Source organism: Klebsiella sp. G-Nf4 (assembly GCF_002810615.1).
Lineage (GTDB): Bacteria > Pseudomonadota > Gammaproteobacteria > Enterobacterales > Enterobacteriaceae > Klebsiella > Klebsiella variicola.
Genome location: NZ_PION01000003.1, coordinates 48573 through 75015, shown reverse-complemented (window position 1 = coordinate 75015; position 26443 = coordinate 48573). Strand labels below are relative to the sequence as shown.

24 protein-coding genes and 3 pseudogenes are annotated in these 26443 nt (G+C 55.4%); 25 read left to right on the top strand and 2 right to left on the bottom strand.

The window, feature by feature from the left end; translation table 11 throughout:
- Positions 1–84 precede the first annotated feature (84 nt).
- Complete coding sequence (locus CWM57_RS08555) at positions 85–783, top strand: RluA family pseudouridine synthase (RefSeq protein ID WP_100675408.1); 699 nt, start codon at positions 85–87, stop codon at positions 781–783.
- Positions 784–808: 25 nt separating this feature from the next.
- Here the strand turns inward: CWM57_RS08555 and CWM57_RS08550 are convergent, their stop codons facing one another.
- Complete coding sequence (locus tag CWM57_RS08550) at positions 809–1348, bottom strand: DUF2058 domain-containing protein (RefSeq protein ID WP_012967804.1); 540 nt, start codon at positions 1346–1348, stop codon at positions 809–811.
- A gap of 368 nt (positions 1349–1716) precedes the next feature.
- Between CWM57_RS08550 and dgoR the strand changes: the two genes are divergently transcribed.
- The 6 genes from dgoR to CWM57_RS08520 all read left to right on the top strand — a co-directional run bounded on the left by dgoR (position 1717) and on the right by CWM57_RS08520 (position 7379).
- On the top strand, positions 1717–2406 hold the full coding sequence (dgoR, locus tag CWM57_RS08545) for a D-galactonate utilization transcriptional regulator DgoR (RefSeq protein ID WP_100675409.1): 690 nt from the start codon (positions 1717–1719) through the stop codon (positions 2404–2406).
- Positions 2403–3320, top strand: coding sequence for a 2-dehydro-3-deoxygalactonokinase (locus tag CWM57_RS08540; protein ID WP_012541312.1), 918 nt, complete (start codon positions 2403–2405; stop codon positions 3318–3320). Before dgoR ends, CWM57_RS08540 begins: the two co-directional genes overlap by 4 nt.
- Positions 3265–3882 carry a 2-dehydro-3-deoxy-6-phosphogalactonate aldolase gene (locus CWM57_RS08535; RefSeq protein ID WP_023340379.1) on the top strand — a complete coding sequence of 206 codons (618 nt, stop codon included), beginning with the start codon at positions 3265–3267 and terminating at the stop codon, positions 3880–3882. The genes CWM57_RS08540 and CWM57_RS08535 overlap by 56 nt, the downstream gene beginning before the upstream one ends.
- Complete coding sequence (gene dgoD, locus CWM57_RS08530) at positions 3879–5027, top strand: galactonate dehydratase (RefSeq protein ID WP_023322864.1); 1149 nt, start codon at positions 3879–3881, stop codon at positions 5025–5027. Before CWM57_RS08535 ends, dgoD begins: the two co-directional genes overlap by 4 nt.
- Positions 5028–5121: 94 nt before the next feature.
- The gene (locus tag CWM57_RS08525; RefSeq protein WP_061154175.1) at positions 5122–6435 is read left to right on the top strand and encodes an MFS transporter; all 1314 of its coding nucleotides are present in this window, start codon (positions 5122–5124) and stop codon (positions 6433–6435) included.
- Positions 6432–7379, top strand: coding sequence for a 2-hydroxyacid dehydrogenase (locus CWM57_RS08520; protein WP_008804356.1), 948 nt, complete (start codon positions 6432–6434; stop codon positions 7377–7379). Before CWM57_RS08525 ends, CWM57_RS08520 begins: the two co-directional genes overlap by 4 nt.
- Positions 7380–7436: 57 nt before the next feature.
- Here the strand turns inward: CWM57_RS08520 and CWM57_RS08515 are convergent, their stop codons facing one another.
- Positions 7437–7766 (bottom strand): gamma-glutamylcyclotransferase family protein, encoded by a 330-nt coding sequence (locus tag CWM57_RS08515; protein WP_100630697.1) that lies wholly within the window; start codon positions 7764–7766, stop codon positions 7437–7439.
- Between the two features lie 629 nt (positions 7767–8395).
- Here CWM57_RS08515 and tssK point away from each other — a divergent pair.
- The 18 genes and pseudogenes from tssK to CWM57_RS08450 all read left to right on the top strand — a co-directional run bounded on the left by tssK (position 8396) and on the right by CWM57_RS08450 (position 26396).
- Complete coding sequence (tssK, locus tag CWM57_RS08510; RefSeq protein ID WP_100675410.1) at positions 8396–9736, top strand: type VI secretion system baseplate subunit TssK; 1341 nt, start codon at positions 8396–8398, stop codon at positions 9734–9736.
- Entirely contained in the window at positions 9733–10386 is a 654-nt protein-coding gene (gene tssL, locus CWM57_RS08505; RefSeq protein ID WP_012541320.1) for a type VI secretion system protein TssL, short form, read from the top strand. The genes tssK and tssL overlap by 4 nt, the downstream gene beginning before the upstream one ends.
- A gap of 3 nt (positions 10387–10389) precedes the next feature.
- On the top strand, positions 10390–12087 hold the full coding sequence (locus tag CWM57_RS08500) for an OmpA family protein (RefSeq protein ID WP_100675411.1): 1698 nt from the start codon (positions 10390–10392) through the stop codon (positions 12085–12087).
- A 186-nt stretch (positions 12088–12273) separates the two neighbouring features.
- Positions 12274–12398 (top strand): annotated as a pseudogene (locus CWM57_RS28145) (hypothetical protein).
- A 150-nt stretch (positions 12399–12548) separates the two neighbouring features.
- Positions 12549–15035 (top strand): DUF2345 domain-containing protein, encoded by a 2487-nt coding sequence (locus CWM57_RS08495; protein WP_100675412.1) that lies wholly within the window; start codon positions 12549–12551, stop codon positions 15033–15035.
- 921 nt (positions 15036–15956) lie between these two features.
- Positions 15957–17019, top strand: a pseudogene (locus tag CWM57_RS08490) (hypothetical protein).
- Positions 17020–17234: 215 nt separating this feature from the next.
- Positions 17235–17315 (top strand): annotated as a pseudogene (locus CWM57_RS28140) (hypothetical protein); the annotation flags it as partial.
- Positions 17316–17336: 21 nt separating this feature from the next.
- Entirely contained in the window at positions 17337–18227 is an 891-nt protein-coding gene (locus tag CWM57_RS08485; RefSeq protein ID WP_074385502.1) for a formylglycine-generating enzyme family protein, read from the top strand.
- Positions 18228–18272: 45 nt separating this feature from the next.
- Positions 18273–18389: a hypothetical protein gene (locus tag CWM57_RS27535; RefSeq protein WP_004217423.1), complete on the top strand. Its 117-nt coding sequence runs from the start codon at positions 18273–18275 to the stop codon at positions 18387–18389.
- Positions 18390–18410: 21 nt separating this feature from the next.
- On the top strand, positions 18411–19304 hold the full coding sequence (locus CWM57_RS08480; RefSeq protein ID WP_100675413.1) for a formylglycine-generating enzyme family protein: 894 nt from the start codon (positions 18411–18413) through the stop codon (positions 19302–19304).
- A gap of 45 nt (positions 19305–19349) precedes the next feature.
- Positions 19350–19466 (top strand): hypothetical protein, encoded by a 117-nt coding sequence (locus CWM57_RS27530; protein ID WP_004217423.1) that lies wholly within the window; start codon positions 19350–19352, stop codon positions 19464–19466.
- 21 nt (positions 19467–19487) lie between these two features.
- Positions 19488–20381, top strand: coding sequence for a formylglycine-generating enzyme family protein (locus CWM57_RS08475; protein ID WP_100675414.1), 894 nt, complete (start codon positions 19488–19490; stop codon positions 20379–20381).
- Between the two features lie 133 nt (positions 20382–20514).
- Positions 20515–20742, top strand: a complete 228-nt coding sequence (locus tag CWM57_RS08470) for a DUF6392 family protein (RefSeq protein WP_165784161.1) — start codon at positions 20515–20517, stop codon at positions 20740–20742.
- A gap of 114 nt (positions 20743–20856) precedes the next feature.
- Positions 20857–20997, top strand: a complete 141-nt coding sequence (locus CWM57_RS28305) for a DUF6392 family protein (protein WP_157847514.1) — start codon at positions 20857–20859, stop codon at positions 20995–20997.
- Positions 20998–21049: 52 nt separating this feature from the next.
- Positions 21050–21307, top strand: coding sequence for a DUF6392 family protein (locus CWM57_RS28300; protein WP_100675415.1), 258 nt, complete (start codon positions 21050–21052; stop codon positions 21305–21307).
- Positions 21308–21604: 297 nt separating this feature from the next.
- Entirely contained in the window at positions 21605–21871 is a 267-nt protein-coding gene (locus CWM57_RS08460) for a PAAR domain-containing protein (protein ID WP_008804370.1), read from the top strand.
- 3 nt (positions 21872–21874) lie between these two features.
- Positions 21875–23002 (top strand): type VI secretion protein, encoded by a 1128-nt coding sequence (locus CWM57_RS08455; protein WP_100675416.1) that lies wholly within the window; start codon positions 21875–21877, stop codon positions 23000–23002.
- Positions 22986–26396: an ImcF-related family protein gene (locus CWM57_RS08450; RefSeq protein WP_100675417.1), complete on the top strand. Its 3411-nt coding sequence runs from the start codon at positions 22986–22988 to the stop codon at positions 26394–26396. Before CWM57_RS08455 ends, CWM57_RS08450 begins: the two co-directional genes overlap by 17 nt.
- Positions 26397–26443: the final 47 nt, after the last annotated feature.

Here is a 26443-nt window from a genome sequence, read left to right as displayed (position 1 = left end):
CCGCGAGGGCGGATTGTGCGCCAGCATCGTGCCGGCGGCCAAAATGGGGTACTATCGCCAGCCACTCCTTCTTCGGGCCGCCTGATGTCCACCATTATCGATACCTTTGTCGCGCCGCCGTGCCGCGAACAGATCACCCTCTTGTATCAGGACGAACACCTGCTGCTGATCAATAAACCCGCCGGGCTGCTGAGCCTGTCGGGCAAAGATCCGCGCAACCTTGACTCCGTGCATCACCGGCTGGTTCAGCGCTTTCCGGGCTGCACCCTGGTGCACCGCCTGGACTTCGGTACCTCCGGTCTGATGGTGGTGGCCCGCAACAAAGACGTTAACGCCTTGCTGTGTCAGCAGTTCAGCCAGCGCACGGTGGCAAAGGTCTATACGGCGCTGCTGTGCGGCCACCTGGCGGAAGACGAGGGGATCGTGGAGGCGGCAATCGCCAAAGATCCGGCCCGTTTCCCGCGCATGTCGCTCTGCGCCCGGCACGGCAAACCGGCGCGTTCGCGCTATCGGGTCATTGACCGCCTGTATCAGTCACGGGATGGGGAGAGGGCGCTGGCGTTAACCCGGGTGGCGCTTACCCCGGAGACCGGGCGCACCCATCAGCTGCGCATCCACTGCCAGCTGCTGGGCTATCCGATCCTTGGCTGCGATTTGTACGGTGGCCGGGAGCTGCCCGGCACGGAACAGGCTCCGCGGCTGATGCTGCACGCCAGCGAACTGCGCTTTGTCCACCCCGTCAGCCATGAGCTGATGCATATCCAGCAGGCGAGCCCGTTCTGATCGCCCGCGGCGAGAAAGCCCGGGGTTACCACATCAGATCGTCGGGCACCTTAAAGTCGGCGTACGGATCGTCTTCATCCTGCTCATCCTGACTCAGGGCGCTGTGCAACACGATGCTGCTGGCGTCGCGCTGGGCGATTTTCTCGGCCACCACCGCCGGAATAATCGCGTATTCACCTTCGGGCTTGTTATCCACCGCCAGGCGGGCAATCGCCAGACGGCCGTTAATCAGCTGGGTCTGGGTGGTCTTGTCGACCATGATTTTTTTGATCAGATTATTATCGGTGAAGTTAAAGCCGATATCGCCCCGGGCGACCGTAATGCGGTTCATCTCGATCAACTGCTTCACCTGGGCTTTATACTCTTTCGCCAGCACCGCCTGCTTTTGCTGCTCGCTGAGCTGCTTATCGCGCTCCAGCTGAGCTTTTTTATTTTCTTCCACCGCTTCCCGGGCCTCACGGGCCTGAACGCGGGATTTTTTCGCCGTTCTCTGGACTTTAGCCATTTTTTTGCTGCTGACCAGGCCGGCTTTGAGCATCTGCTCTTGTAAGGTGAGTTTTGTCATCTGCATGTCTGAAACTGAGGAAACATCTGCCAAGTATACCTGCATTGGCCGAAACGACGCCAGACTACCTACCGTTCGTTACCCCGATTAGCCTGACAGCCCCCCGCCGAAGCCGCGTTAACCCCGCCTCGCAGGCTCATCTTTCCCGTCCCCGGCGAAGGATCGTCGCCACCATTTTTGGCATGCCGACGATCCTTTTTTGTTATGGATTGTCTTTTTTGTGATCTAGATTGTAGTACAATTTTTATTAATAGTACTACTATGTGTCGCAGGCAAGGATGAACAGGTTCACGTTTGTACTACCAGACCGGGTGGAAATGCGCTGAACGGAGTAAAGTAACCGGGCATAACCCCGTTAAGGACACGCTATGAACCTGACTAAAACCGATCGGCTGATGGTGACCCTGGGCCGCCAGATTGTGAGCGGCAAATATCTTCCCGGCGCGGCGCTACCGGCGGAGGCTGAGCTGTGCGAGGAGTTTGCCACCTCCCGCAACATCATCCGCGAAGTCTTTCGCTCGCTGGAGGCGAAGCGCTTGATTGAGATGAAACGCTATCGCGGCGCCTTCGTCGCGCCGCGCAGCCAGTGGAATTTCCTCGACAGCGACGTATTGCAATGGGCGCTGGAACAGGATGAAGACCCGGGGCTCATCGCGGCGATGAGCGAAGTGCGTAATCTGGTGGAGCCGGCGATAGCCCGCTGGGCGGCAGAGCGGGCCACCTCCAGCGATCTGGCGCAGATTGAGGCGGCGCTGAATGACATGATCGCCAACAACCAGCAGCGCGATGCCTTTAATGAAGCCGACATTCGCTATCACGAAGCGGTGCTGGCGTCAGTGCATAACCCGGTGCTGCAGCAGCTCAGCGTGGCGATTAGCTCGCTGCAGCGCGCGATATTTGAACGGACCTGGATGGGGGATGAGGCCAACATGCCGCAAACGCTCCAGGAACATAAAGCGCTGTTCGATGCGATTCGCCATCAGGACAGCAACGCGGCAGAGCAGGCGGCGCTCACCATGATCGCCAGCCCGACACGAAGACTGAAGGAAATCACATGACATCTCGCTACATCGCTGTTGACTGGGGATCGACCAATTTTCGCGCCTGGCTGTTTGAGGGCGAACGCTGCCTCGACAGCCGACAGTCGGCGGCGGGGATCGCCCGCCTGAACGGTCAATCGCCGGCAGCGGTGTTAGCGACACAAATCCATGGCTGGCGCGAGGGGCGTACCCCAGTGGTCATGGCGGGAATGGTAGGCAGCAACGTGGGCTGGAAGAACGCGCCCTATTTACCGCTTCCCGCCGATTTCACGGCCATTGGCAACCAGTTGACCGCCGTAGATGAAGGGATCTGGATTGTCCCCGGGCTTTGCACTTCCCGCGAAGACCACCACAACGTCATGCGCGGCGAAGAGACACAGCTCCTCGGCGCACGCCTGCTGGCCCCTGCGGCGGTGTACGTCATGCCCGGCACCCATTGCAAATGGGTCAAAACCGACGGCCGGCGGATTGAGGACTTTCGCACGGTGATGACCGGCGAACTGCACCATCTGCTGCTGACGCACTCCCTGATCGGTGCGGGATTACCCGAGCAGCAGGCTGCGCCGGCGGCCTTTCACGCCGGGCTGGCGCGCGGCCTGGCCGCGCCCGCGGTGTTGCCACAGCTTTTTGAGACCCGCGCCGCGCACCTGTTGGGGGCGCTGGCCCGGGAGCAGGTGAGCGAGTATCTATCCGGCCTGTTAATTGGCGCGGAGGTGGCCAGCATGCGCGCCTTCATTGCCGACGAACAGGCTATCGCGATCGTTGCCGGCCCGTCCCTCTCCGCGCGCTATCAGCAGGCATTTCAGCTGCTGGGCCGCCAGGTGACGACAGTGTCGGGCGACGATGCCTTTCTGGCTGGTATAAGGAGCATCGTACATGCAGTGGCAAACCTCACTTCCGCTGATCGCTATTCTGCGCGGCATCACCCCTGACGAGGCGCTGGCGCACGTCGGCGCGGCGATCGCCGCCGGGTTCGACACCGTGGAGATCCCGCTCAATTCACCGCAATGGCAGCAGAGCATCCCGGCCGTGGTCGAGGCCTACGGCGCGCAGGCGCTGATTGGCGCCGGAACGGTGCTGCAGGAAGCGCAGGTCGATCGGCTGGCGCAGCTTGGGGCGCGGCTGGTGGTGACCCCCAATGTGCAGCCGGCGGTGATCCGCCGGGCCGTCGGGCACGGGATGACCGTCTGCGCCGGCTGCGCGACGGCAAGCGAGGCGTTTACCGCGCTGGAGGCCGGGGCGCAGGCGCTGAAGATTTTTCCCTCTTCGGCGTTTGGTCCCGACTACATCAGGGCGCTGAAAGCGGTTTTGCCCGCGTCGGTGCCGGTATTTGCGGTCGGCGGCGTCACGCCGGAAAACCTGGCGCAATGGATCGAGGCCGGTTGTGCGGGCGCGGGGCTGGGCAGCGATCTCTATCGCGCCGGTCAGCCGGTAACGCGGACCGCAGAGCAGGCCGCCGCATTTGTTAGGGCGTATCAAGAGGCTGTGAAATGAAAATAACCAAACTGACCACCTGGCGTTTACCCCCGCGCTGGATGTTCCTCAAGATTGAAACCGACGAGGGGATAGTCGGCTGGGGCGAGCCGATCGTCGAAGGCCGGGCGCGCACCGTGGAGGCGGCGGTACATGAGCTGGGGGACTATCTGATTGGCCAGGATCCGGCGCGGATCAACGATCTGTGGCAGGTCATGTACCGCGCCGGCTTTTATCGCGGCGGACCGATCCTGATGAGCGCGATCGCCGGTATTGACCAGGCGCTGTGGGACATCAAAGGGAAGGCGTTAAATGCGCCGGTCTGGCAGCTGCTGGGCGGCCTGGTGCGCGATAAAATCAAAGCCTACAGCTGGGTGGGAGGAGACAGGCCTGCCGAGGTCATTGCCGGGATTAAGACGCTGCGCGGGATGGGGTTTGATACCTTCAAACTCAACGGCTGTCAGGAAATGGGGATGATTGACAGTTCGCGCACGGTGGATGCGGCGGTGAACACGGTGGCGCAGATCCGCGAAGCATTTGGCAACGACATTGAATTTGGCCTCGATTTCCATGGTCGCGTCAGCGCGCCGATGGCGAAATTGCTGATTAAAGAGCTGGAACCCTATCGGCCGCTGTTTATCGAAGAGCCGGTGCTGGCCGAGCAGGCGGAGTACTACCCGCGGCTGGCGGCGCAAACTGCGATCCCGCTGGCCGCCGGCGAGCGCATGTTCTCGCGCTTTGAGTTCAAGCGGGTGCTGGAGGCCGGCGGCCTGGCTATTTTGCAGCCCGATCTCTCTCACGCCGGCGGCATCACCGAATGCTTCAAAATCGCCGGTATGGCGGAAGCGGCGGACGTGTCGCTGGCTCCGCACTGCCCGTTAGGCCCCATCGCGCTGGCCGCCTGTCTGCACGTGGACTTTGTTTCCTACAACGCTGTCTTCCAGGAGCAGAGCATGGGGATCCACTATAACCAGGGCGCCGAGTTACTCGACTTCGTGAAAAACAAAGCCGATTTCAATATGGAGGGGGGGTACTTTAAGCCGTTAATGAAACCGGGGCTGGGGGTCGACATCGACGAAGAGAAAGTGATTGAGATGAGCCGACGCGCTCCTGACTGGCGGAACCCCGTCTGGCGCCTTGCCGATGGCGTGGTCGCCGAGTGGTAGTCCCCGGTTAATACCTGCTGCGATTCTTAATATCAATCTTTGCCTGGCGCGGGCGGTCTTCCCCTGCCCGAGGCAAAGTCATGGGGTTATTATTATGAGCATTGAACTCTGTACTTCTACATTAAAAAAGCTAAACAGCAAAATCATCCCCTTTATTATTATCTGCTATTTTGTCGCCAATCTTGATAAAACCAATATTTCAATTGCCGCGCTGCAAATGAACGCCGATCTGGGATTAACGGCCAGCATGTACGGCCTTGGGGTCGGCATGTTTTATATTTCCTATATTATTTTCGAAATTCCCAGCAACCTGATCATGACCCGGGTGGGGGCGCGGATCTGGATCGCCAGAATAATGATCACCTGGGGAATGGTGAGCGCCGGCATGGCGTTCGTCCAGACGCCGACCCAGCTTTATATTATGCGTTTTTTACTCGGCATGGCGGAGGCGGGATTCACCCCAGGGATTATTTACTATATCTCCTGCTGGTTTCCGAAGCGCAACCGGGCGCGGGCGATGTCGTTCTTTTATATGGGATCGGTGCTGGCGTCGATCATCGGGCTGCCCGTCTCGGGGCTGATTTTAAATATGCATGGCATTGCCGATGTTGCCGGCTGGCGCTGGCTGTTCGCCATTGAAGGCGTTCCCGCCATCGTGCTGGGGGCGCTGGTGCTCTGGCTGCTGCCTTCCAGCCCGCAAAAGGCGGCCTGGCTCTCTGAGGCGGAGAAAGGCTGGCTGACGGCGCAGATTGCCGCTGATAACCGCGGCGCGGTGGTCAATCAACACGCCTCCTGGTTCAGTGCGCTGAAAAATAAAGTGGTACTCCTGCTGAGTCTGGTCTGGTTTCTGCAGGCGTTCGGTTCCATTGGTATCACGCTTTTCTTACCGCTGATCCTCAAAAGTATGGTCAGCGAGCAGAGCGATGTGGTCATTAGTCTGCTGTCCGCGGTGCCGTTTATTTTCGCCTGCCTGTTTATGTACCTCAATGGCCGTCATTCGGATCTGACCGGCGAGCGGGCATGGCATATGGGATTGCCGCTGATTCTGGCCGGTCTCTCGCTGGCGGTCGCCATCTATGCCGGCAACCTGCTGGTTGCCTATCTGCTGTTGGTGCTCACCGTGGGCTTTAATTTCGCGCTAACGCCGGTGTTCTGGGCGGTGACCACCGAGAAGCTGGCGGGCGTGGCGGCCGCGGCCTCCATTGCATTTATCAACACCATCGCCAATTTTGTCGGCTTAGGCCTGCCGCCGCTGCTCGGGAAGATTAAGGACCTGACCAACAGCTATCACTCCGGACTGCTGATCGTCGCCGTGGCGCTGGCCCTCGGCGGAGTTATCGGCATCATCGTCTCCCGGAGCGGCCAGAAACCCTCCGCCTTCCACTCTCTGAAAGAAGATAAGCTATGAAACTGAACGTGTTAAAACAGGCCTCGCTCCCGGATGCCCTGACCGCGGAACTGGCGCGACGCTATCACCTCGTGGAGCTGACAGCACTCACCGACGCCGACTTTCGCGCACTGGCCGGCACCTTTACCGTGCTCATCACCAACGGCGAAGCCACCGTGACGCGAGAGCTGATCGCCAGCCTGCCCGCGCTGGAGCTGATCGCCGTCTTTGGCGTCGGCTATGACGGCGTGGATGTGCAGGCGGCTGCAGAGCACCAGGTGCGGGTCAGCCATACGCCGGGGGTGTTAACCGACGATGTGGCGGATCTGGCGCTGGGCCTGATGCTGGCGACCTCGCGGCAGATCGTCGCCGCCCACAAGTTTATCGAAGCGGGCGAGTGGGCGGCGGGCGGTTTTCCGTGGACGCAAAAAGTCTCCGGTTCGCGGGTCGGCATCGTGGGCATGGGGCGCATCGGCCAGGCCATCGCCCGGCGCTGCGAGGGGTTCGCCATGCAGATTGCTTATCATGACCGCAAGCGTCTCCCGGCGCTAAATTATGCCTGGCGGGAAGATCTGCTGACCCTGGCCGCGGAGAGTGATTTTCTGGTTATCTGCACGCCGGGAACGGCGGCAAACCAGGGGCTCATTAACCAGCCGGTGCTGGCGGCGCTGGGGGAGAAAGGGATCCTCATCAATATCTCGCGCGGCAGCGTGATTGATGAGCCCGCGCTGGTTGCCGCGCTGGAGAGCGGGATTATCGCCGGGGCGGGGCTGGATGTCTTCAGCCATGAACCGGCGGTACCGGCCGGGCTGCTGCAGCGCAGTAATGTGGTCGTCACACCGCATATGGCCAGCGCCACCTGGAGTACCCGCGCGGCGATGGCGCAACTGGTGCTCGATAACGTTGCCTGCTGGGCTGAGAAGAAGGCGCTGGTGACTCCAGTGGCGGAAAGCCTGGCGGACTGACCGCAAAGCCGTGAACGCGCTGGGCTGCTGTATTGTACAGCGCGTTCGCGGCGGGGATTACTCCCGGGGCTGAAGCTGATAAATCCAGGCGCTGACCTGCTGTCCATCGTCGGTGGTCGCCTCCACCGGCACCCGATCGTACCCCTCCTCAAAGTCGTCCAGCATGGGCCAGTGCGCCGCCAGCCGATCGGACAGGAACAGATAGCCGTTGACCCGCGGGCCGTGAGCGTCGAGGACGATCCCCGGAAAATCGGCGGCTGGGCCCCAGCCGCGCGCGTAAAAGGTGCCGGTGACGTAGCCGGGACGCCACTCGCCCCCGATCGCCTCCAGAATATGCGCATTGCTGCGACCGGGACAGAGCGTCCCATAGACAAATAGCGGTTTCATTTTCTCTCTCTCGTTCGCCCTGATACCCGCCCACAGCGGAGCGGAAAACCAAAATACGGGGTAATTCAGCGCCTGGCAATGGCCGGGTGGGGCGGGGCAACCCTCCGGGCATCTCTCTGATGCCGGGGAACGCTTTGGCCTCAGCGCTAATGAAGCTATATCGATTGCGATGATATTTTTATTATTTATATTTAAGATCAATATAAATAAGCCTGACGGAGAGACTAATTCGCTAATTAACATTCAATGGGGAAATAATAAAACGATAGCTTATGGAATATTCCTTCTCAATGGATTAAACAAGAGCCATAAAAGCAGCCGTAGGTTGAATTCAGATATTATTTAGGGCCAGGCGTTACCTCCCCTGGCTTTTTCGCTTTATGATAAACCTCCCTTGTACAAAGAATACCATCTGACTTCTAAACCCTCGCGGGCAGAGTTGATATTTCCTTTCCCTGAAGCGGCAGGCAATAAATCGAGCCGAACGACGTTCGGGAGAAAAACCGCTAGTGATGAACAGGCCAGAGCAAAGGCAGAGGCTGAGGCGAACGTACGGCGGATGAAGGATATCCGCCGCGGCATTTGGTCCTGTCTGCAAACAGATGAAAGCGAAAGGCACAGGAGGTGCAATGAAGATTTTCCGCCCATTATGGCGCGACGGGGCTTTTCTGGTCCCGCAGCAGTTTCAGCAACAGGCTCGCTGGGATGCGCACGTCGCCGATACGGTCTCCCGCATGGCGCTCGCCCACCCGTGGGGGGTATTGCGCGCGGAGTTTGACGCCAGCGCGCTCACCCTTTCCCGGCTCAACGCCACCCGGCTGATCGTGCGTTTCGCCGACGGAACGCTGATTGACACCGAGCTGGCGGATACTCTGCCACCGGTCCGTGATGTATCGGGCGTGATGCTGGACAGCGTGGAGGTTGTACTTGCTCTGCCGCTGCTCAGCGCCAGCGGCGGCAATCTTGATGACGGCCAGGAGAGCGCCCGCCCGCGCCGCTGGCGCGCCGAGCAGGTGACCGTGCAGGAGCTGGCCGGCCATGAACGCAGCGAGCTGGCCGTTCTGCGGCACGCGCTGACGCTGCGTCTCTCCACCGAGGAAAATGCGGCCTTCCTTACCTGCCCGGTAGCGCGTCTGGTGCGCGATGCCCAGGGGCAGTGGATCGTTGACCCGGAATTCATCCCGCCGCTGCTGTCGCTGGCGGCAAGCCCGACGCTGATCAGTGAGCTGGGCGAGCTGTTACATCGCCTGCAGGCCCGACGCAGACGCCTGATGGCCATGCGCCGTGAAAGCAATGCGCGGATGGCTGATTTTGCCGTGGCGGATGTTTCCCTGTTCTGGCTGCTCAACGCGCTGAACAGCGCCGAGCCGGTGCTCAGCGAGCTGCATCAGGACCCTTCGCGCCATCCGGAGCTGCTCTATCGTGAACTGGCCAGGCTGGCCGGCAGTCTGATGACCTTCTCCCTTGAACATCATCTGGAAGCTATCCCCCGCTACCGGCATGCCTCGCCGGAGCAGGTATTCCCGCCGCTGTTTGCCCTGCTGGATACGCTGCTCGAAGTCAGCCTGCCCTCAAGGGTGATCGCCATCGCTCTGGAGCAGGGCGCCGACCGGGAGATCTGGCGGGGCAGGCTACACGATGCGCGACTGCGCGAGGGGGCGGATTTTTATCTGTCGGTGCGCTCTTCACTCCCCCCTCACCAGCTACAGAGCCGCTTTCCGCAGCTCTGTAAGGCGGGTAGCCATGATGATGTCGCCGAGGTCGTCAACATTGCCCTCAGCGGCATCGCGATCAAACCGCTGAGCCACGTGCCGGCGGCCATTCCGCTACGTCTGGAAAACCAATATTTCGCTCTGGATCTCTCCACCGATGCCGCCCGCGCGATGCTGGAGGCCGGCAACTGCACCTTCTATACCCCGGAATCGCTTGGCGACGTGAAACTTGAACTCTTTGCGGTACTGCGCTCATGAATACCTCTGAAAGCGATCTGATCAACAAAACTTTTTACCCGGGCTGGCTGATGGTCAGCCAGTTACGCTGCGGCCAGCCGGTGACCGATGGCGAGGCGCTCTATCGTCAGGCCTGTCGATGGGTGACCGAGGCGCGCGAGGCGCTGACGGCGGCAGGAATCAGTGACACCAGCGCTGAGCAGATGCTCTATGCCTACTGCGCGCTGCTCGATGAGAGCGTCCTCAACCGCGCCAGTCAGGATGATGGCTACCGCAGGTGGCGCAAGGATCCGCTGCAGGCGCGTTTTTTCAGCACTCTCAACGCCGGGGAAGAGCTCTGGGAACGGATCCGCCAGCTGCTGCGAGAGCCCACGGCGGATGCGGCAGTGCTGACTTGTTTCTATCGTACTTTGCAACTGGGGTTTGTCGGGCAGTACCGCGCCCAGGATGACGAACGGCGTGAGGACGTGGCGCATGCGCTTGGCGCGCGGGTCCCGCCGTTCAGCCTGACCCAGGAGGCGCCGGTGGTGGTTCGTGCCTCCCGGCTGCGCAGCGGACGGCGGATGTACTGGTGCGGCTGGGCGGTTGGCATTGTGGCGCTGGCCGCGCTGTGGTTGACCTTCTCCGCCGTGCTGTCACAGATGGTGGCGAAGATAGCAGGGCAGGGATAAGAGATGCGTGATAACGCCCGTCGTCTGCTTACGCTACTGACCGTCATCCTGGCCCTGTGGCTGGTGCTGGGCTTCTGGCCGCTGTCCATCGGCAACCAGGTGATCGTCAGTCTGTGCATCCTGCTGGTGGGCGGCGCGGCGCTCTGGCGTCAGCGTCGCCGGGCAGTCAGCCGTCAGCGATCGGAAATCGTCCTGCCGCCCGAGGATTTTCAGGGGGCGGTGGTTCTGGTCTGCGGGGATACCGACGGTCTGTTTCCCGGGCGTTCGGCGCACTGCGAAACCCGTCACGGCTGGTATCTACGGGGAGACAGCGCGGAGCAGTTGCCGCTGCTGGCCCAGTACCTGGCGGCGGCGCGTCCGGCGCTGGTATCGCAGGTTTCCGTGCTGCTGGCGGTGGTACCGGAGCACCACCCCTCCGGGGAGCAACTGGCGCAGTCGCTACGCGACTGGCGGCGGAGTATCGTTCAGTGCCGAACCTGGCTAAACGGTCTGCCGCCGGTGTGGAGCGTGTTCTGGGTGACGCCGCCAGGCGGCCAGGCAGGGGAAAGCCGCTGGTTTACCGTCACGCCGGAGAGGCCTGGTTTCCAGGTGCAGCAGAAGGGTCAAGTGCCCCAGTCGGTTGCCGAGTGGCTGCGGGAGGGCAGCCCTGCCTCACGCCTGCATCAGACGCTGTGGCTGGAGAGCATTCTGACCTTGGCCGAAAACGCTCTTTTCCGGCCATTCCGCGCCCGGCAGGCGGAACTTCCTCCGCTGAACCTGTGTGCCGCGGGCATCTGCCTGACACCGGTGGCGGCGGTGGCAAATAACCTCTGGCAACAGCAAATCGCCGGGATCACCACGCTCTCCCCGGGCAACGCCGCGGCGCCAGGTCCTCACCCGCTGCCGGATCTTCTTCTGTCGTCACTGCCGCACCGCCACGGGGTCAGCCGCCGGATGCGCGATGCCGGTCTTGCCGCTGGCGTGGGCTTCCTCTTTCTGGCGCTGGCGATGCTGGCTTCCTTTATCAACAACCAGCGCCTGGTGCGCAGCGTCGGCGATCATCTGGCGGTGTATCACCGCCTCAGCGGCACGCCGCCGACGCCGAAGCTGCAGGCGCAGCAGCGTCTGCGTACCGACAGCCGCCAGCTGGATGACTGGCTGCGCCGGGGAGAGCCGTTGCGTTACCGGCTGGGGCTGTATCAGGGGATGCGGCTGATCCCCTTCGTGGAAGCCGCTATCAATGACTGGGCGCCGCCCCCGCCGCCGCGTCCGGTCATTAAGCAGGTTGTGCAGGGGCCGCAGACGATCCGCCTCGATAGCATGGCGCTGTTCGATACCGGCAAATCGACGCTGAAACCGGGTTCGACAAAGCTGCTGGTGAATTCGCTGCTGGGCATTAAGGCGAAACCCGGCTGGCTGATCGTGGTGGCAGGCCATACCGACAGCATCGGCAACGATAGATCCAATCAACAGCTCTCCCTGAAGCGTGCCGAGGCGGTCCGCGACTGGATGCGCGATACCGGCGATGTGCCGGAGAGCTGTTTTGCGGTGCAGGGCTACGGCGAAAGTCATCCTGTCGCCAGCAACGAGACGCCAGAAGGGCGGGCGCAAAATCGCCGGGTGGAGATCAGTCTGGTCCCGCAGAAGGACGCCTGTCTGACGCCGGGCACGGCTAATACGTCAGGAGCCGGGTCTGACGCCTTAAAAAACGAAACCGAGTAACCCGCGAACCCGATCGCGGACGTTGAACAACAACATTATGCCTGCCTGACCCTGTGCGCTACGGGTCCCTGATAAACAGGAAACAGCGATGGGCGGTAGCGTGCCTGCAGCCAGTCAATCTTGTCGGCAACGCGGGGCCTCTGCGGGGATGAAGCGCAGGAAAGGGGATGGATAAAGGAGATCAGTATGGATAGCGCTAAGGACAGTGCCAGAGAAAGGCTGGCGGCGATAAACGTTGAAGGTTCCGGTTTCTGGCTGCTTTTTTTATTTCGCAGTCAGTGAATATAAATATCTCTGGGGTTTCCTTTTAGTTATGAAATTCCTGGTGGGGTATCTGAGATATCGATATGCACATAAATATATTTATGATGAATGAGATGATTATCATTAAACAAAATTAAACAGTGCATCCTGTTAATTGATTTTTGGTGGTCATTACTGCGGAGTAAAACAGGAATATAATGGATACCTTTTCAATAATTACCGGCACCACCCTTAACCGTTACCAGCTGGATATTCCTTCATGTACCGCATCGCTGGATGTGGAAGAATTCAGTGGTGCAGAAAAGCTGAGTGAACTTTATTATTACACCATTACGTTTACCAGCGCAGAGAAAAACATCGATGCCGCACAGTTCCTGAGCAAACCCGCCATGCTGACGATGGGCGGCGGCGCACTGCAGCAGCTGGCGGACTGCAAACGCGTCCATGGTGTGATTACCACCTTCCGGCGCGTCAATCGTTCTGAAGATCAGTCGACCTATCAGATAACCCTCCAGCCTTTTCTCTCCCTGCTGGATAAACAGTTTCGCAGCCATCGTTTTTTCGTCAACAAATCGGTGCCGGAGGTGGTGGAGCAGGTATTGCAGGAACATCACCTGCATGACTGGGAGTATGAGTTTAATCTCAAGCAACACTATCCGCGGCGCGAGCAAATTAATCAGTATCAGGAGAGCGACCTGGCATTTATCCAGCGTCTGCTGGCAGAGGTGGGGATATTTTATTTCTTCACTCTGCAGGAAGAGGCCCAGAGCGAAGTGGTCCACTTCGCCGACGCGCAGCGGGCGCTGATGTTCGATAAAACACTCCCTGTAAACAGCCCGTCCGGGATGAGCGACAGCGGTGCGGAATCGATATGGGGTCTGAACATCACGCACAATGTCGTAGAGGCGAACGTTACTACCCGGGATTATAACCCCCGCGATGCGCAGAGCGTTCTCCAGTCGGCAACAGCGGATATGACCCAGGGAAATGGTGAAGGCATCACTTATGGTGAGGTATACCACTATAAGCTTCGCCACCGGGAGCGTGGCGATAAAATCGACCCGCAAACGGAGACCGCCAACTTTTATGCCCGTCTCGACCATGAGCGTTTTCTGGCTCACCAGACGCTCATTACCGCGAGCAGTACTGCAGCCTGGCTGGCGCCGGCTCAGGTGCTGACCGTTACCGACAGCCTCCCACCGACCCTGCCTGCGCCCGTGCAGGATCCGCTGTTAATCACCGGCACCGGTTTTACCGCCAGCCGCCGGGAGGCGCTGCGGGTGACCCTGCTGGCGGTGCCCTACAGCGAAACATTGTGCTGGCGTCCGCCGCTGCTGCCGCGCCCGAAGGTGACTGGCACCATGACGGCACGGGTGACCAGCGCGAAGGCGAATGATATCTACGCCTGGCAGGATGCGTCCGGCCTGTACCGGGTGAAATTTGACGCTGACAGAGAGGAGAAAGGGCAGGGTCAGGAAAGCATGCCGGTGCGTCTCGCCAAACCCTACGGCGGCGACGTGTACGGCTTTCACTTCCCGCTGATCCAGGGCACGGAGGTGGCGATTGCTTTCCACGAAGGCGACCCTGACCGGCCGTATATTGCGCATGCGCTGCACGACTCGCGGCATGTCGACCCTGTGACGGAGAAAAACAGCACCCGCAATGTGATTCGTACTCCGGCCAATAATAAGCTGCGAATGGAGGATAAGCGCGGCGAGGAGCATATCAAGCTCAGCACCGAGTACGGCGGCAAGACGCAGCTGAACCTGGGGCATAACGTGAATGCGCAGAGGGAGTTGCGGGGCGAGGGTGCGGAACTGCGTACGGATAAATGGGTGAGCATCCGGGGCGGTGCGGGGGTGTTTATCAGTGCGGATAAACAGCCTTCGGCAGGCGACAGGATGCTGGCAATGGAGGAGGCGATTGCGCAGCTTGAAAATGCCCTGGGTATTGCGAAAAGCCTGGCGTCGGCAGCGGAATCGGCTCAGGCCCTGCCATCGGATACCGGCAACCAGCAGACGCTGAACGATGCGCTGAAAGAGCTGGCGCAGCCGGGGATAGTGCTGAATGCGCCGCAGGGCGTGAGCATCAGCAGTCCGCAGGCGGTACGGTTGTCTTCGGGTAGCGCCTGTGTGGGGATTGTGTCACAGCAGAATACGGACATCAGCGCGCTGAAACGTTTTACGGTGGCGGCGGGAGAAGCCGTCAGCCTGCTGGCGCGAAAGGCGGGGATGAAGCTGTTTGCGGCGAAGGGAAAGATGGAAATCCAGGCGCAGGATGATGCGCTGGAGGCGACGGCGAAAAAGGATATCACCATGACCAGCGTGGAAGGGCGAGTAGAAATCACGGCGGCGGAGGAACTGGTGGTGAACTGTGCGGGAGCGTATATCAGGCTAAGTGGTGGCAATATCGAGCTGGGCTGCCCTGGGAATATTCTGCTGAAATCGGCCAATGTGCAGAAAATGGGCGCAGCTGATTATGATGCAAACAAACCTGAGCTTCCCGTCGGTTTCAGTGAGTTTTTTACTGCAAAAGATGAAGAGTCCGGGGAGATTTTACCTTTTACCCGGTACAGGATAACAACCGGTGAAGGTAAAGTATTTGAAGGCAGGACCGATGCGGAAGGTAAAACTGTTGCAGTTTATACTGCCCTGCCTGATGCCCTGCATATAGAATTACTTTAAAGAATGAAGGAATAGCATATGGCTACCGGAGAAGAGAAAAGTAAAACATCGGTACAAGGGACGGGAACGGTTGTAAAAGGAAAATATGGCCCAGAATGTTATTTTCACCCAGGTAGCGCAACATTGCTTTTTCTGGAGGCTTCAGATACTAAAATTATCGAACAGGAGCATGATTTTCTGTCTGGCTTGCTTGAAACTCAGAAACAGGCGCAAAAAAATCTTGATGATATTAATTTTGAAGCAATCACTCAGGCAGGCAGAGTGCCAGCAAGAAAATTTGAAAGTGAAATCACTAAAGCCTATGAAGCCTTAAACAAAGCAAATCAGGCTTTGCGGAAAGAGCTTATGTCACTAACAGCGAATCCTCCGGAGGGGGAATTGCTTAATGATAAAATGAAAGATACTGCCATTGGTATAATGGAACTTATTCCGCTTAAAAATAACACAGTGAAAGGGTTCAAGATAACTTATGTGCGTTCCGATAAAATAAAACACCAGTGGCGAACATATAAGCTCAGCGAAGTTGATAAAGAAAGTGGTGAAGCCAGTTTCATAAAATATAAAAACAAAACTATTGTTTCTCAGGATTCGAATGGTAATCAGGTTAATAAAACCATACGTCAGGGAAAAATAGATACAGCAGAACTAAAAAAACAACTAAGTAACGTACCTGTTTCACTGAAATTCGATCTTGTTGACGATACGAATGTTATTGTCAGTCACTGGGCAGAGGAAATGAACAAATCTCTGACCTGGCCAAAGGGGGATGGTAAAGTCGACGAATCTGTATATCACCAGTATGTTGATATCAGCGCGCAGGCTCAACTATTGCGCTACAGCCATGGAGCGGGTGCATCAGCGGAATATAATCCGTCAGAAAAAAAACTGGAGGGCAAAATTGAAGGTCATGCCAGTTTTGCACTGGGGGAGGCGAAGGCCGAAATGGCCCTGTACCTGCCGGACAGGTTAGGTGTCAGCCTTTTATTTCCGGCGAAAAAAGTGACGCCACAGACACCGGATGGTGTCTGTAATATGGGAGCGCTGCGTTTTGCCATGAAACTGGTATTGTCAGGTAGCGTTGGTGCCAGTGCTGCAATTGAATTAGGGGTGACAGTAGACTGGAGTGGAGAAATGGGAAAGGGCTATAGCATTAAAGGCCGTCCTGCAACCCTGACTGCTCCACCGTTGCCAGGACAGCAGCAGGTGAATTTAAAGACCTCAACGATACCTGAAGCACAGGGGGGAGGTGAAATTGGTGTTTTTGTTGGTGCTCAGGCGGGAGGTAATATCAGTGGTGCCATTGAGTGGTTTGACCCGCATCCTGATGATACGCCAGTAGCTATAGGTGTCGAGAAAGATAACAAACCCATTGTCAATAAAGAGAAGAAGTTTGCCGCGATAGCCAAACTGGAAGCGGGGATGACGGTGCAGGCAGGCGCTGGGGGAAGTGGGGTTTTTTATATCACCTATATTCAGGGACGTTTTCGTATTTACTGTAAAGCGGCTTTATGTTGGGGAGTGGGGGCCAAAGGGGAAGTCGGTTTTGAAGTTGATGGCAGCAGCTTTGCGGCTTTTATGAAGAGTTTTATGCTTATGCTAAGGAATGTTGATTATCAGAAGCTTGAGCAGATGATGGCAGGGGATGCCTTTCGATCTTTATGTGCAATTCCTATTATTATGGCTGCGCAAGGGATACAGGCAATTGATGCGATGTACATCGATGTAACTAGAGTGTTAGTTAACTTGAGTAATCAGATTAGTGATGAGGGAAAACGAATTGATTTAATGTATAGTATTTTGTCTAATCCGGATCAGCTAAAATATACTCCTCCAGAAACAAAAGGGGCAGTGATTGCCACATTAATTGATCAGAATTGGGTGGACTGGCTTGACCCTCGCAATCAAAATAATGATTTTTTTTCCGTTAACAGTTGGAAGCTCGGTCCTCTCAAGAGGCGAAAGCAAGCGGTGTTTATGGCACTGAAGTGGGTACAAAGTCAGGCAGATTATAACAATGTTATGCAGCATTTGACGTTGTCGCCAGGGGAGAAGAAAGGTAATAAAGAACTGAATGAAAAAGATGTGATTAACTTTTTAGGTATCGGGGAACACAAATTTTTTTTCTACACCAATTATGGCGAAAAGCTCACCTTATTGCATAATAACCTCCCGGTTTTTGTTGACCCGGATGAGCCATTTAAACCCATTCCTGACATCCTTATGTCAGAATATCTTGCCATGATCGACGACCAGCACCCGACGGGGACAATGACTGCCTGATGCAATGGCTGAGGTGATAAGATGAGAAAATTAATCGTAGTTGCTTCTGTTGCCGCCAGTTTACTGCTCGGGTGCGACCAGAAGAGTACTGAAAAGCGTAAAACCTTGTCTGAAGCGCTTGTTGCTAAGTCGCTTTCTGACATGGTCGCCGTACAGGGCGGCGAATTTTTAATGGGAGATTTTGGACCGTTAGTCGGTGAAAAACTGCCTTTCAGCATAAACCAGGATGATAAGGTATTACATAAGGTTGTGTTAAGTGATTTTTTAATATCAAAATATAAGGTTATTAATAAGAATTATAAAGAGTATACAAAACTTACTAATAAAAGAGCACTGCCGGTAGGTCCATTTATGAAAAATCATCCATCTTTATTATCCGATGATTATTCAGCAAATGTGACCTGGCAACAGGCAAAAGACTATTGTCAGTGGTTAGGTAAGGAGTCCGGTAAAAAAATTGATTTGCCGACAGAGGCGCAATGGGAGTATGCAGCAAGATCCAGAGGGCAGTATCTTCCGTTTGCTACCAACAATGGTGAGCTTTTACCCGGGAAAAATTTCCCGAACCAGGACGAACTGGATAGTTATACTGATGGTATTGGGCTTCCTTTTTATCCAATAGGGAAGTTCCCGCCAAACCCCTTAGGTCTGTATGATATGGGACTCAGTGGCTCTGAATGGACCAATGACTGGTATGCAGCAGATTATTACTCTCATTCTCCGGTAAACGATCCTCAGGGGCCTGCGCAGGGTACTAAAAAAGTCCTGCGCGGGAATGTTGGCGGTGACAGACAGTACGCATTGACTATGTTTAGACAATCTGCTTCACCACTCCCAGAAGAAGTTGATGGTGACTATGAAAAATATGGTGTTGGTCCGCAGTATGTTTTCCGTTGCGTCATCAATAAATAATGTCGTTTGGTGGTGACATATATCATTTTAACCGGAGCAACAACGTTGAATGAATGTTCCAATAAACCGGAGAGACTATTTAAACCTGTCCCGGATAGCCTCATGTCAGAATATCTTGCCATGATCGACGACCAGCACCCGACGGGCACAATGACTGCCTGATGCAAAGGCTTAGGTGATAAGATGAGAAAATTAATCGTAGTTGCTACTGTTGCCGCCAGTTTACTGCTCGGGTGCGACCAGAAGAGTACTGGCAAGCGTGAAACCTTGTCTGAAGCGCTTGTTGCTAAGTCGCTTTCTAACATGGTTCCCGTTAAGGGCGGCGAGTTCTTAATGGGGGATTTTGGCCCATTAGTCGGTGAAAAACTGCCTTTCAGCATAAACCAGGATGATAAGGTATTACATAAGGTTGTATTAAGCGATTTTTCGATATCAAAGTTTAAAGTTACCAACGATGATTATAATAAATATCTGCAGATAACAGGAATAAAAAAACCTCCCATTAATATTCTGGTAAAAGAGTACCCATCCTTGCAAAAAGGTGATTACTCTGTTGGTGTGACCTGGCAACAGGCAAAAGATTATTGTCAGTGGCTAGGTAAGGAGTCCGATAAAAATATTGATTTACCGACAGAAGCACAATGGGAATATGCAGCAAGATCCAGAGGGCAATACATTCCGTTTGCAACGAATAATGGTGAGTTCCTGCCCGGTAAAAACATCCCCAGCCAGGATGAGCTGAGTGAATATACTGATGGAGCAGGTATTCCTATTTATCCAGTGGGGAAATATCCCCCAAACCCCCTGGGTCTGTATGATATGGGACTTAGTGGCTCAGAATGGACCAATGACTGGTATGCGTCAGATTATTACTCTCATTCTCCGGTAAACGATCCTCAGGGACCCGTAAAGGGGACCGAAAAAGTCCTCCGCGGGAATGTTGGCGGTGACAGACAATACGCTTTAACCGTGTTCAGACAATCAGATTTGCCAGTTCCAAAGATCAATAAAGACGATGATTATGAAAAATATGGTGTTGGTCCGCAGTATGTTTTCCGTTGCGTCATCAATAAATAATGTCGTTTGGTGGTGACATATATCATTTTAACCGGAGCAACAACGTTGAATGAATGTTCCAATAAACCGGAGAGACTATTTAAACCTGTCCCGGATAGCCTGATGTCAGAATATCTGGCCATGATCGACGACCAGCACCCGACGGGGACAATGACTGCCTGATGCAAAGGCTTAGGTGATAAGATGAGAAAATTAATCGTAGTTGCTTCTGTTGCTGCCAGTTTACTGCTCGGGTGCGACCAGAAGAGTACTGGCAAGCGTGAAACCTTGTCTGAAGCGCTTGTTGCTAAGTCGCTTTCTGACATGGTTCCCGTTAAGGGCGGCGAGTTCTTAATGGGGGATTTTGGGCCGTTAGTCGGTGAAAAACTGCCTTTCAGCATAAACCAGGATGATAAGGTATTGCATAAGGTTGTATTAAGCGATTTTTCGATATCAAAATACAAAATCACCAATGATGATTATAATAAATATTTGCAGATAACAGGGGTAAAAAAAGCACCCATCCATATTTTTTTAAAAAATTATCCATCCTTGCAAAAAGGATATTATTCTGTTGGTGTTACCTGGCAACAGGCAAAAGACTATTGTCAGTGGTTAGGTAAGGAGTCTGGTAAAAAGATTGATTTACCAACAGAGGCGCAATGGGAATATGCAGCAAGATCCAGAGGTCAATATTTTCAGTTTCCAACAAATAATGGTGACTATTTACCTGGAAAAAATGTTCCGGGTAAAGATGAATTAGATAAATATACAGATGGTTTTGGTTTCCCATTTTACCCGGTAGGCAAATATCCCCCAAACCCCCTGGGTCTGTATGATATGGGGCTTAGTGGCTCTGAATGGACTAATGACTGGTATGCAGCAGATTATTACTCTCATTCTCCGGTAAACGATCCTCAGGGGCCTGCGCAGGGTACTAAAAAAGTCCTGCGTGGATATATTGGCGGCGACAGACAGTACGCTTTAACCATGTTCAGGCAATCAAAATTGCCAGTTCCGAAGATCGATAAAGACGATGACTATGAAAAATATGGTGTTGGTCCGCAGTATGTATTTCGTTGTGTCGTTAATAAATAATGTGTGATGCTATATCTTATTTTAAAAAATCGGTGGCGTTCAACATATAAGGTTTTTTTCTAATGGATGGTAAAATCATGTACAGTAGTGAAATTATTTCATCATCATCAACGATGATTGTCAACGGAAAAAAGTGGTGCTCATTAAAAATCTGAAAGAAGTAATGTTAAGGTTTGAAGATGAAGCCAAAACTGACTGGCTGTTTCCTAATCCTATGCCGTTTGGTCTGGAACGAGTTATGATTCAGCAGTGGGTGCGGGCTTATCTAGGATTTCCGATGGTTTACGTTGAAGCAAAAATTGTTATGACTGCTTATAGGGGGGGAGGAGATATATACCTTACCTATGCCTCATCAAAATAGTTCTGTCGGATTTATCTATAACAATGATTTATTTGCAGAAACCGTGACTTTTTATCCACTGAAGCGAGCAAAGGAGATTCATATTGCGCTGGAGAAAAAGCGACTTTGTGGCAAATGAATATTGATATCGAAACACTTGTGAAGCAATTAGGTAAACCTTATCAGGATATTTATGAACAAGGTTTAATTCCCTACAAAACAAAACCAACGATTACTGTTGGTGATGATATTTTCAGGCTGGATATGAGGCGGTAAGGAATATTTTTATCTTTTATCAATAACTAGAAAAAATCTTGAGGAAGTGACTTTGCGGTTAGAAGATGAAAAAAAAACGGCTTGGCTATTTCCTAATCCGCTGCCATTTAGTCTTGAATCAGTAATGACGCAGCGATGGATGCGCGAACGCTTCGGATCTCCCATAGGTTATGGCGAACGCAAAACGATAGAGAGCTATAGTCGTCGTATTAGCGAGGTATACCCACTGTTGCCACCTAATCAGAAAATGTCTGTTTTATTTTCTTATAATTCTGATTATTTTGTTGTTAGTGTATTTTTTATTGTATAGAGCATGCAATAGAAATTAAGGCGGATCTCGCGAGTATAAGGTCGTCTGGCAATTGGCGTTCGAAGTGAAAAGTTATTAATGTAGGGGATATCACCTGGGGGAAGAAGTATATATTAAGTAAAGAGAGGCGTGCAGATATTCCAGATATTATTTTATGTTTATTATTCTTTCTTTGATAGGAGTAGCCGGTTTTTGTCTGTTATTAAATGTTATTGCCTCACTCTTTAGGTTGAAATAGATGCGATTGAGTATTCTAATTAACAATTACTGTATCGCTGATATATAAAAGGAAATTCAATGTCCAAAGGTTTTGTATTACTCGGCGATAAAACCACGCACGGCGGTGCTGTTATTTCCGCATCCTCCGCCATGATTGTAAATGGAAAGCCCGTAGCGCTGGTGGGGGATAAAGTCAGCTGCCCGATTCCGGGACATGGCACTAATGCCATTATTGAGGGAGCGCCGGAATGGTCTTCCGATGATAAAGCCATCGTGGTCGATGGCTGCAAATGTCAGTGCGGTTGCCAGGTGATTTCCGGCGCGCCGGAATGCGCGATAGGATAAAAAATGGGCTGGGTACGAACAAAAGCATTGACCATGGAGCAGCCATCGGCTCCTTCACTGACCCGATGGCTGTTTGCCGGTGTACTGATGGCGATTATCGGTATCCTGCTCTTTATCCTCCATGCTTCCGGCACCGTAAAAATTCTCTCAGTGATAAATATCTGGTGGGTATCCCTGATGCCTGCAGGATGCTGGTTGCTGATTTTTTGTCTGCGTTGCTACCTGCGGGACAGGGATCTGAAAGCGCATCAGTTCTTGCTGAAAGAGGCGGAATACGGACAGCAGAGGTGGGAAGACTGGGCCGGGCGCTGGCTGGCCGTTCTGGGCAGTGCAGTGCTGTTGCCGGATCATACTTCTGCGGCGCATTGGGGGAGTGAGCGGCCTCAGCAATACGGACTTACCCGCAGGATTAATTACCTTCCGGCAGAAGAGCCCGTGCAGTTGAGTGCGATGCATGCGCTGCTGACCAGTATAGAAGAGCGCGTGCAGTGCCTACCGGAAGAGCTACCGCTGCATGTCACCCTGATCACGGATAATCCCTCGCCTGAGCTGACCAGCAGTTTCAGTAATCTCTGGAAAGAACACATTCCTGGCCGCTCATTCTCACTGTCGGAAGTGGAGGAGCGCCTGAAGCAGCCTGTACTGACGGTCAATCTACTCCTGGTCATCCAGCTCAACGGTGGTACAGCATACTCCGACGGGCTGGCCGTGCTGCTGCTGACCAGCGATGATGTGGCGCAAAAATACCCTCTGCCGCACTCATCACGGCTGTTACGTCCTATGCCCTTAGATATGACGAACTTTGAAGACGATATCACCCTGTTTCTGGAAACCCAGACTGTCGCCTGCCAGACGCCCTCCGTTATCGGGGACGCAAAAAAATGGACGGAAAGAAGCGCCGCGCTTATCACGCAGGGCGGCAAAATGCATACCCCATGGAAAGCTGAAGATATCGCGCTGCTGGAAAAATGGTGCGGTATTCCGGGACCCGCAGCGCCCTGGCTCCTGACCGCGCTGGCAGCCGATCTGGTCAGCCTCCGTAAACAGCCCCTGCTGGCGTTATTTTCCAGCGAACAGGAACATTTTATCAGTACCATCACCACAGGGAGTGAAGATGAATATACCGGGTAATGGCCTGGGCCGGTTTGGCCTGGCCGGGCTTACGTTGGCCGGGATGGCTGCAATATGGTGGGGGATCACCCGCTATGGCGGCATGCTGAATATCAATACGCGGGGCGAGCAGGTACTGGCGTTTGTCCTGGTCTGTCTGGCGTTGGTATTTGTTTTTTATCTTCCTGCAATGTCCCGCCGTGTGAAGGAGAGTTTATATCGCCGGCAGTCGCAGCAGGCCAACGTCTTACCCGGCGAAGAAGGGCGCGTGGCGCTGACACCTCCCCATCATATTACGGTGGGGGAAATTCACCAGATTCTACGCTATCAGTATGGACGCGCCTGGTCCCGCAAAGTCCGTATTCTGCTGATAATTGGCTCAGTCAGAGACGTAGAACAACTGACCCCAAAGCTCACGCAGGAACTCTGGCAAGAAGATCAGGGTACATTATTGCTGTGGGGGGGAGACCCTGGGGCAGCGGTAGATAACGCCTGGTTCACAGCGCTGCGTAAACTGCGTTATCGCCCGGCTGATGGTATGGTGTGGGTAACATCGGGCTTTGACGGCGTTTTGACAACGATGAACAGAACGAAGCCCAGGCTCACGCCAGATGAAATGGACAATGTGTCTCACTCTCTGAAGCTACGCTACGAAGCTCTTGGCTGGAAACTTCCCCTATACGTCTGGTCGCTGTATGAGGGGGGCAACGAAAAAAATGGACGTATCACTCAGCCTGTAGGCTGCCTGTTACCCGCAGGTTGTACGCCGCAAATAGTTGCCGAACAGTTCACTGCCCTGGCGCCGTTACTGATAGAGCAGGGCATCCAGCAGATATGCGGGCAACCACAGCACAATTTTTTACTCGCGCTGGCCGACCAGTTGACTCGGGAAGCGGAAGCGGTGGTGGAATCGTTATCGATACTGCTTAATCCATACAGACCATTGCCGCTGGCCGGGGTGGTATTTAGTGAGGCGTCAGTAGAGGCTGGTCGCAGTGTCAGTCATCACTGGGGACGGGATAACCGCTGGGAAACGATACCAGACTCTGTGCTGTGGTTGCCAGCCGGTCTACGTCCGCGCAAACAGGGAGTCAACTGGATGCGTGGGATGAGCGTGGCCGCCGCCGCCCTGATGTTACTTTGGGCCGCCACTCTGCTGGTCTCTTTTATCGCCAACCGCGAGCTGGTGGCGACCGCACAGCAGCAGGTGCAGCAGGTATCGGCGGGGAAACAGCCGCTGGCCGTACGCCTGCATGCGCTCTCCGCGTTACAGAAAACGCTTTCTCAACTGGAATACCGCTCACAGCACGGCGCGCCGTGGTATGCCCGCGGTGGTCTCAGCCAGAATGATGACCTGCTGGCGGCGCTGTTCCCGCGCTACGGGGAGATGGCGCAGCCGCTGCTGCGCGATGCGGCAGCAGCGCACCTTCAGCGGCAGCTGAACGCCTTCGCACAGCTGCCGCCGGACAGCCCGCTGCGTGAGACGATGACGAAGACCGCTTACGACCAGTTGAAACTGTACCTGATGCTGGCCCGCCCGGAGAGAATGGATGCTGCGTGGTTTGCGGGAGCGTTGATGCGCGAGCGGCCGCAGCGTTCCGGCGTGGCGGACGGCGTCTGGCAGGGTAGCGGCCCTTCGCTGCTGGCATTTTATGCCGCCAGTCTGGTGTCGCATCCGCAGTGGCGTCTGCCTGTCGATGACGGTCTGGTCAGCCAGGTGCGCACACGGTTAATTCGACAGATGGGCCAGCGCAACAGTGAGTCCACGCTTTACCAGAAGATGCTCGCGCAGGTGGCGAATCAGTATGCCGATATGCGCCTGGCGGATATGACTGCGGACACCGATGCTTCGCGTCTGTTCAGCACTGATGAGGTGGTGCCGGGAATATTTACCCGTCAGGCCTGGGAGCAGGCCGTGCAGCCGGCCATTGAGAAAGTGGTCGCGGAGCGCCGCGATGAAATGGACTGGGTGTTGAGCGATACGAAGCAGACTGCCGCGCAGTCGACGTCGCCGGAAGCTCTGCGAGCCAGGCTGGCGGAGCGTTATTTCGCTGATTTCAGCGGCGCCTGGCTGGATTTTCTCAACAGTCTGCGCTGGCAGCGCGCGGCGACCCTCTCTGATGCCATTGACCAGCTGACCCTGATGGCCGATGTGCGCCAGTCGCCGCTGGTGGCGCTGATGAACACCCTGAGCGTGCAGGGGCGAACCGGCCAGACCGGGGAAGCCATCGCCGATTCGCTGGTCAAATCGGCCAGGCAGCTGTTCAACCGTGACAACCCGCCCGCCATCGATCAACGGTCCGGCGCGCGCGGTCCTCTGGATGCTACCTTCGGGCCCGTACTGGCGCTGCTGGACAATCGCGACGGCGGGACGCCCACCAGCCGTCTTAGCCTGCAGACCTTCCTGACCCGCGTCACCCAGGTGCGTCTGCGCCTGCAGCAGGTCACCAACGCCACCGACCCGCAGGCGATGACCCGCCTGCTTGCGCAGACGGTGTTCCAGGGCAAGGCCGTGGATTTAACCGAAACGCGCGACTACGGCAGCCTGGTGGCGGCGGGACTGGGCCAGCAGTGGAGTGGTTTTGGGCAGACGCTGTTTGTTCGCCCGATGGAGCAGGCCTGGCAGCAGGTGCTGACCCCGGCGGCGGAAAGTCTCAACGCCCAGTGGCGCAGCGCGGTGGTGGAGGACTGGAATAGCGCTTTTGGCGGTCGCTACCCCTTTAAAAATACCAGCAGTGAAGTCTCTCTACCGCTGCTGGCAAAATATCTTAATAGCGAGACCGGGCGCATCGCCCGCTTTCTGCAGACCCGGCTGAACGGTGTGCTGCATAAAGAGGGGAGCCGCTGGATGGCGGACAGTATCAATGCTCAGGGACTGACATTTAACCCGGCCTTTCTGCAGGCGATGAATACCCTGAGCCATCTCTCCGACGTCGCGTTCGCCAACGGCGAAGCGGGATTGCATTTTGCGCTTCGCCCCGGCACCGCGGACGGCGTGATGCAGACGGAGCTGGTCATCGACAGTCAGAAACTTGTCTATATGAACCAGATGCCGACCTGGCGGCGGTTCAGCTGGCCCGCCGACACCGAAGCGCCGGGCGCCAGTCTGAGCTGGATCAGTACCCGGGCGGGCACCCGCCAGTATGGCGATTTCCCGGGCGCCTGGGGGTGGATCCGACTGCTGGATAAGGCGGTAGTCAGCGCTTATCCCGGAACGAGCAGCAGCTGGAGCCTGAGCTGGAAAGCGCCGGATGGTTTGTTGCTGAACTACACCCTGCGTACCGAGGCGGGGGAAGGACCGCTGGCGCTGTTGGCCCTGCGAAACTTTACGCTACCGGAGACGATATTCAGCGTGCGCGCGCCTGCTGAGCGTGTTCCGCTGACCGACGATATACCCGGCGAAGAGGGATACTGAACCTTCTCCCTCACTGATTGGCGTTGACCTGCAACGCCAGGCCTCCT

What these genes read in the sequence shown, in the direction of transcription:
- CWM57_RS08555 (WP_100675408.1), top strand. Translation starts at nt 85, where the DNA reads ATGTCCACCATTATCGATACCTTTGTCGCGCCGCCGTGCCGCGAACAG.
- CWM57_RS08550 (WP_012967804.1), bottom strand. Translation starts at nt 1,348, where the DNA reads ATGACAAAACTCACCTTACAAGAGCAGATGCTCAAAGCCGGCCTGGTC.
- dgoR (WP_100675409.1), top strand. Translation starts at nt 1,717, where the DNA reads ATGAACCTGACTAAAACCGATCGGCTGATGGTGACCCTGGGCCGCCAG.
- CWM57_RS08540 (WP_012541312.1), top strand. Translation starts at nt 2,403, where the DNA reads ATGACATCTCGCTACATCGCTGTTGACTGGGGATCGACCAATTTTCGC.
- CWM57_RS08535 (WP_023340379.1), top strand. Translation starts at nt 3,265, where the DNA reads ATGCAGTGGCAAACCTCACTTCCGCTGATCGCTATTCTGCGCGGCATC.
- dgoD (WP_023322864.1), top strand. Translation starts at nt 3,879, where the DNA reads ATGAAAATAACCAAACTGACCACCTGGCGTTTACCCCCGCGCTGGATG.
- CWM57_RS08525 (WP_061154175.1), top strand. Translation starts at nt 5,122, where the DNA reads ATGAGCATTGAACTCTGTACTTCTACATTAAAAAAGCTAAACAGCAAA.
- CWM57_RS08520 (WP_008804356.1), top strand. Translation starts at nt 6,432, where the DNA reads ATGAAACTGAACGTGTTAAAACAGGCCTCGCTCCCGGATGCCCTGACC.
- CWM57_RS08515 (WP_100630697.1), bottom strand. Translation starts at nt 7,766, where the DNA reads ATGAAACCGCTATTTGTCTATGGGACGCTCTGTCCCGGTCGCAGCAAT.
- tssK (WP_100675410.1), top strand. Translation starts at nt 8,396, where the DNA reads ATGAAGATTTTCCGCCCATTATGGCGCGACGGGGCTTTTCTGGTCCCG.
- tssL (WP_012541320.1), top strand. Translation starts at nt 9,733, where the DNA reads ATGAATACCTCTGAAAGCGATCTGATCAACAAAACTTTTTACCCGGGC.
- CWM57_RS08500 (WP_100675411.1), top strand. Translation starts at nt 10,390, where the DNA reads ATGCGTGATAACGCCCGTCGTCTGCTTACGCTACTGACCGTCATCCTG.
- CWM57_RS08495 (WP_100675412.1), top strand. Translation starts at nt 12,549, where the DNA reads ATGGATACCTTTTCAATAATTACCGGCACCACCCTTAACCGTTACCAG.
- CWM57_RS08485 (WP_074385502.1), top strand. Translation starts at nt 17,337, where the DNA reads ATGAGAAAATTAATCGTAGTTGCTTCTGTTGCCGCCAGTTTACTGCTC.
- CWM57_RS08480 (WP_100675413.1), top strand. Translation starts at nt 18,411, where the DNA reads ATGAGAAAATTAATCGTAGTTGCTACTGTTGCCGCCAGTTTACTGCTC.
- CWM57_RS08475 (WP_100675414.1), top strand. Translation starts at nt 19,488, where the DNA reads ATGAGAAAATTAATCGTAGTTGCTTCTGTTGCTGCCAGTTTACTGCTC.
- CWM57_RS28305 (WP_157847514.1), top strand. Translation starts at nt 20,857, where the DNA reads ATGAATATTGATATCGAAACACTTGTGAAGCAATTAGGTAAACCTTAT.
- CWM57_RS08460 (WP_008804370.1), top strand. Translation starts at nt 21,605, where the DNA reads ATGTCCAAAGGTTTTGTATTACTCGGCGATAAAACCACGCACGGCGGT.
- CWM57_RS08455 (WP_100675416.1), top strand. Translation starts at nt 21,875, where the DNA reads ATGGGCTGGGTACGAACAAAAGCATTGACCATGGAGCAGCCATCGGCT.
- CWM57_RS08450 (WP_100675417.1), top strand. Translation starts at nt 22,986, where the DNA reads ATGAATATACCGGGTAATGGCCTGGGCCGGTTTGGCCTGGCCGGGCTT.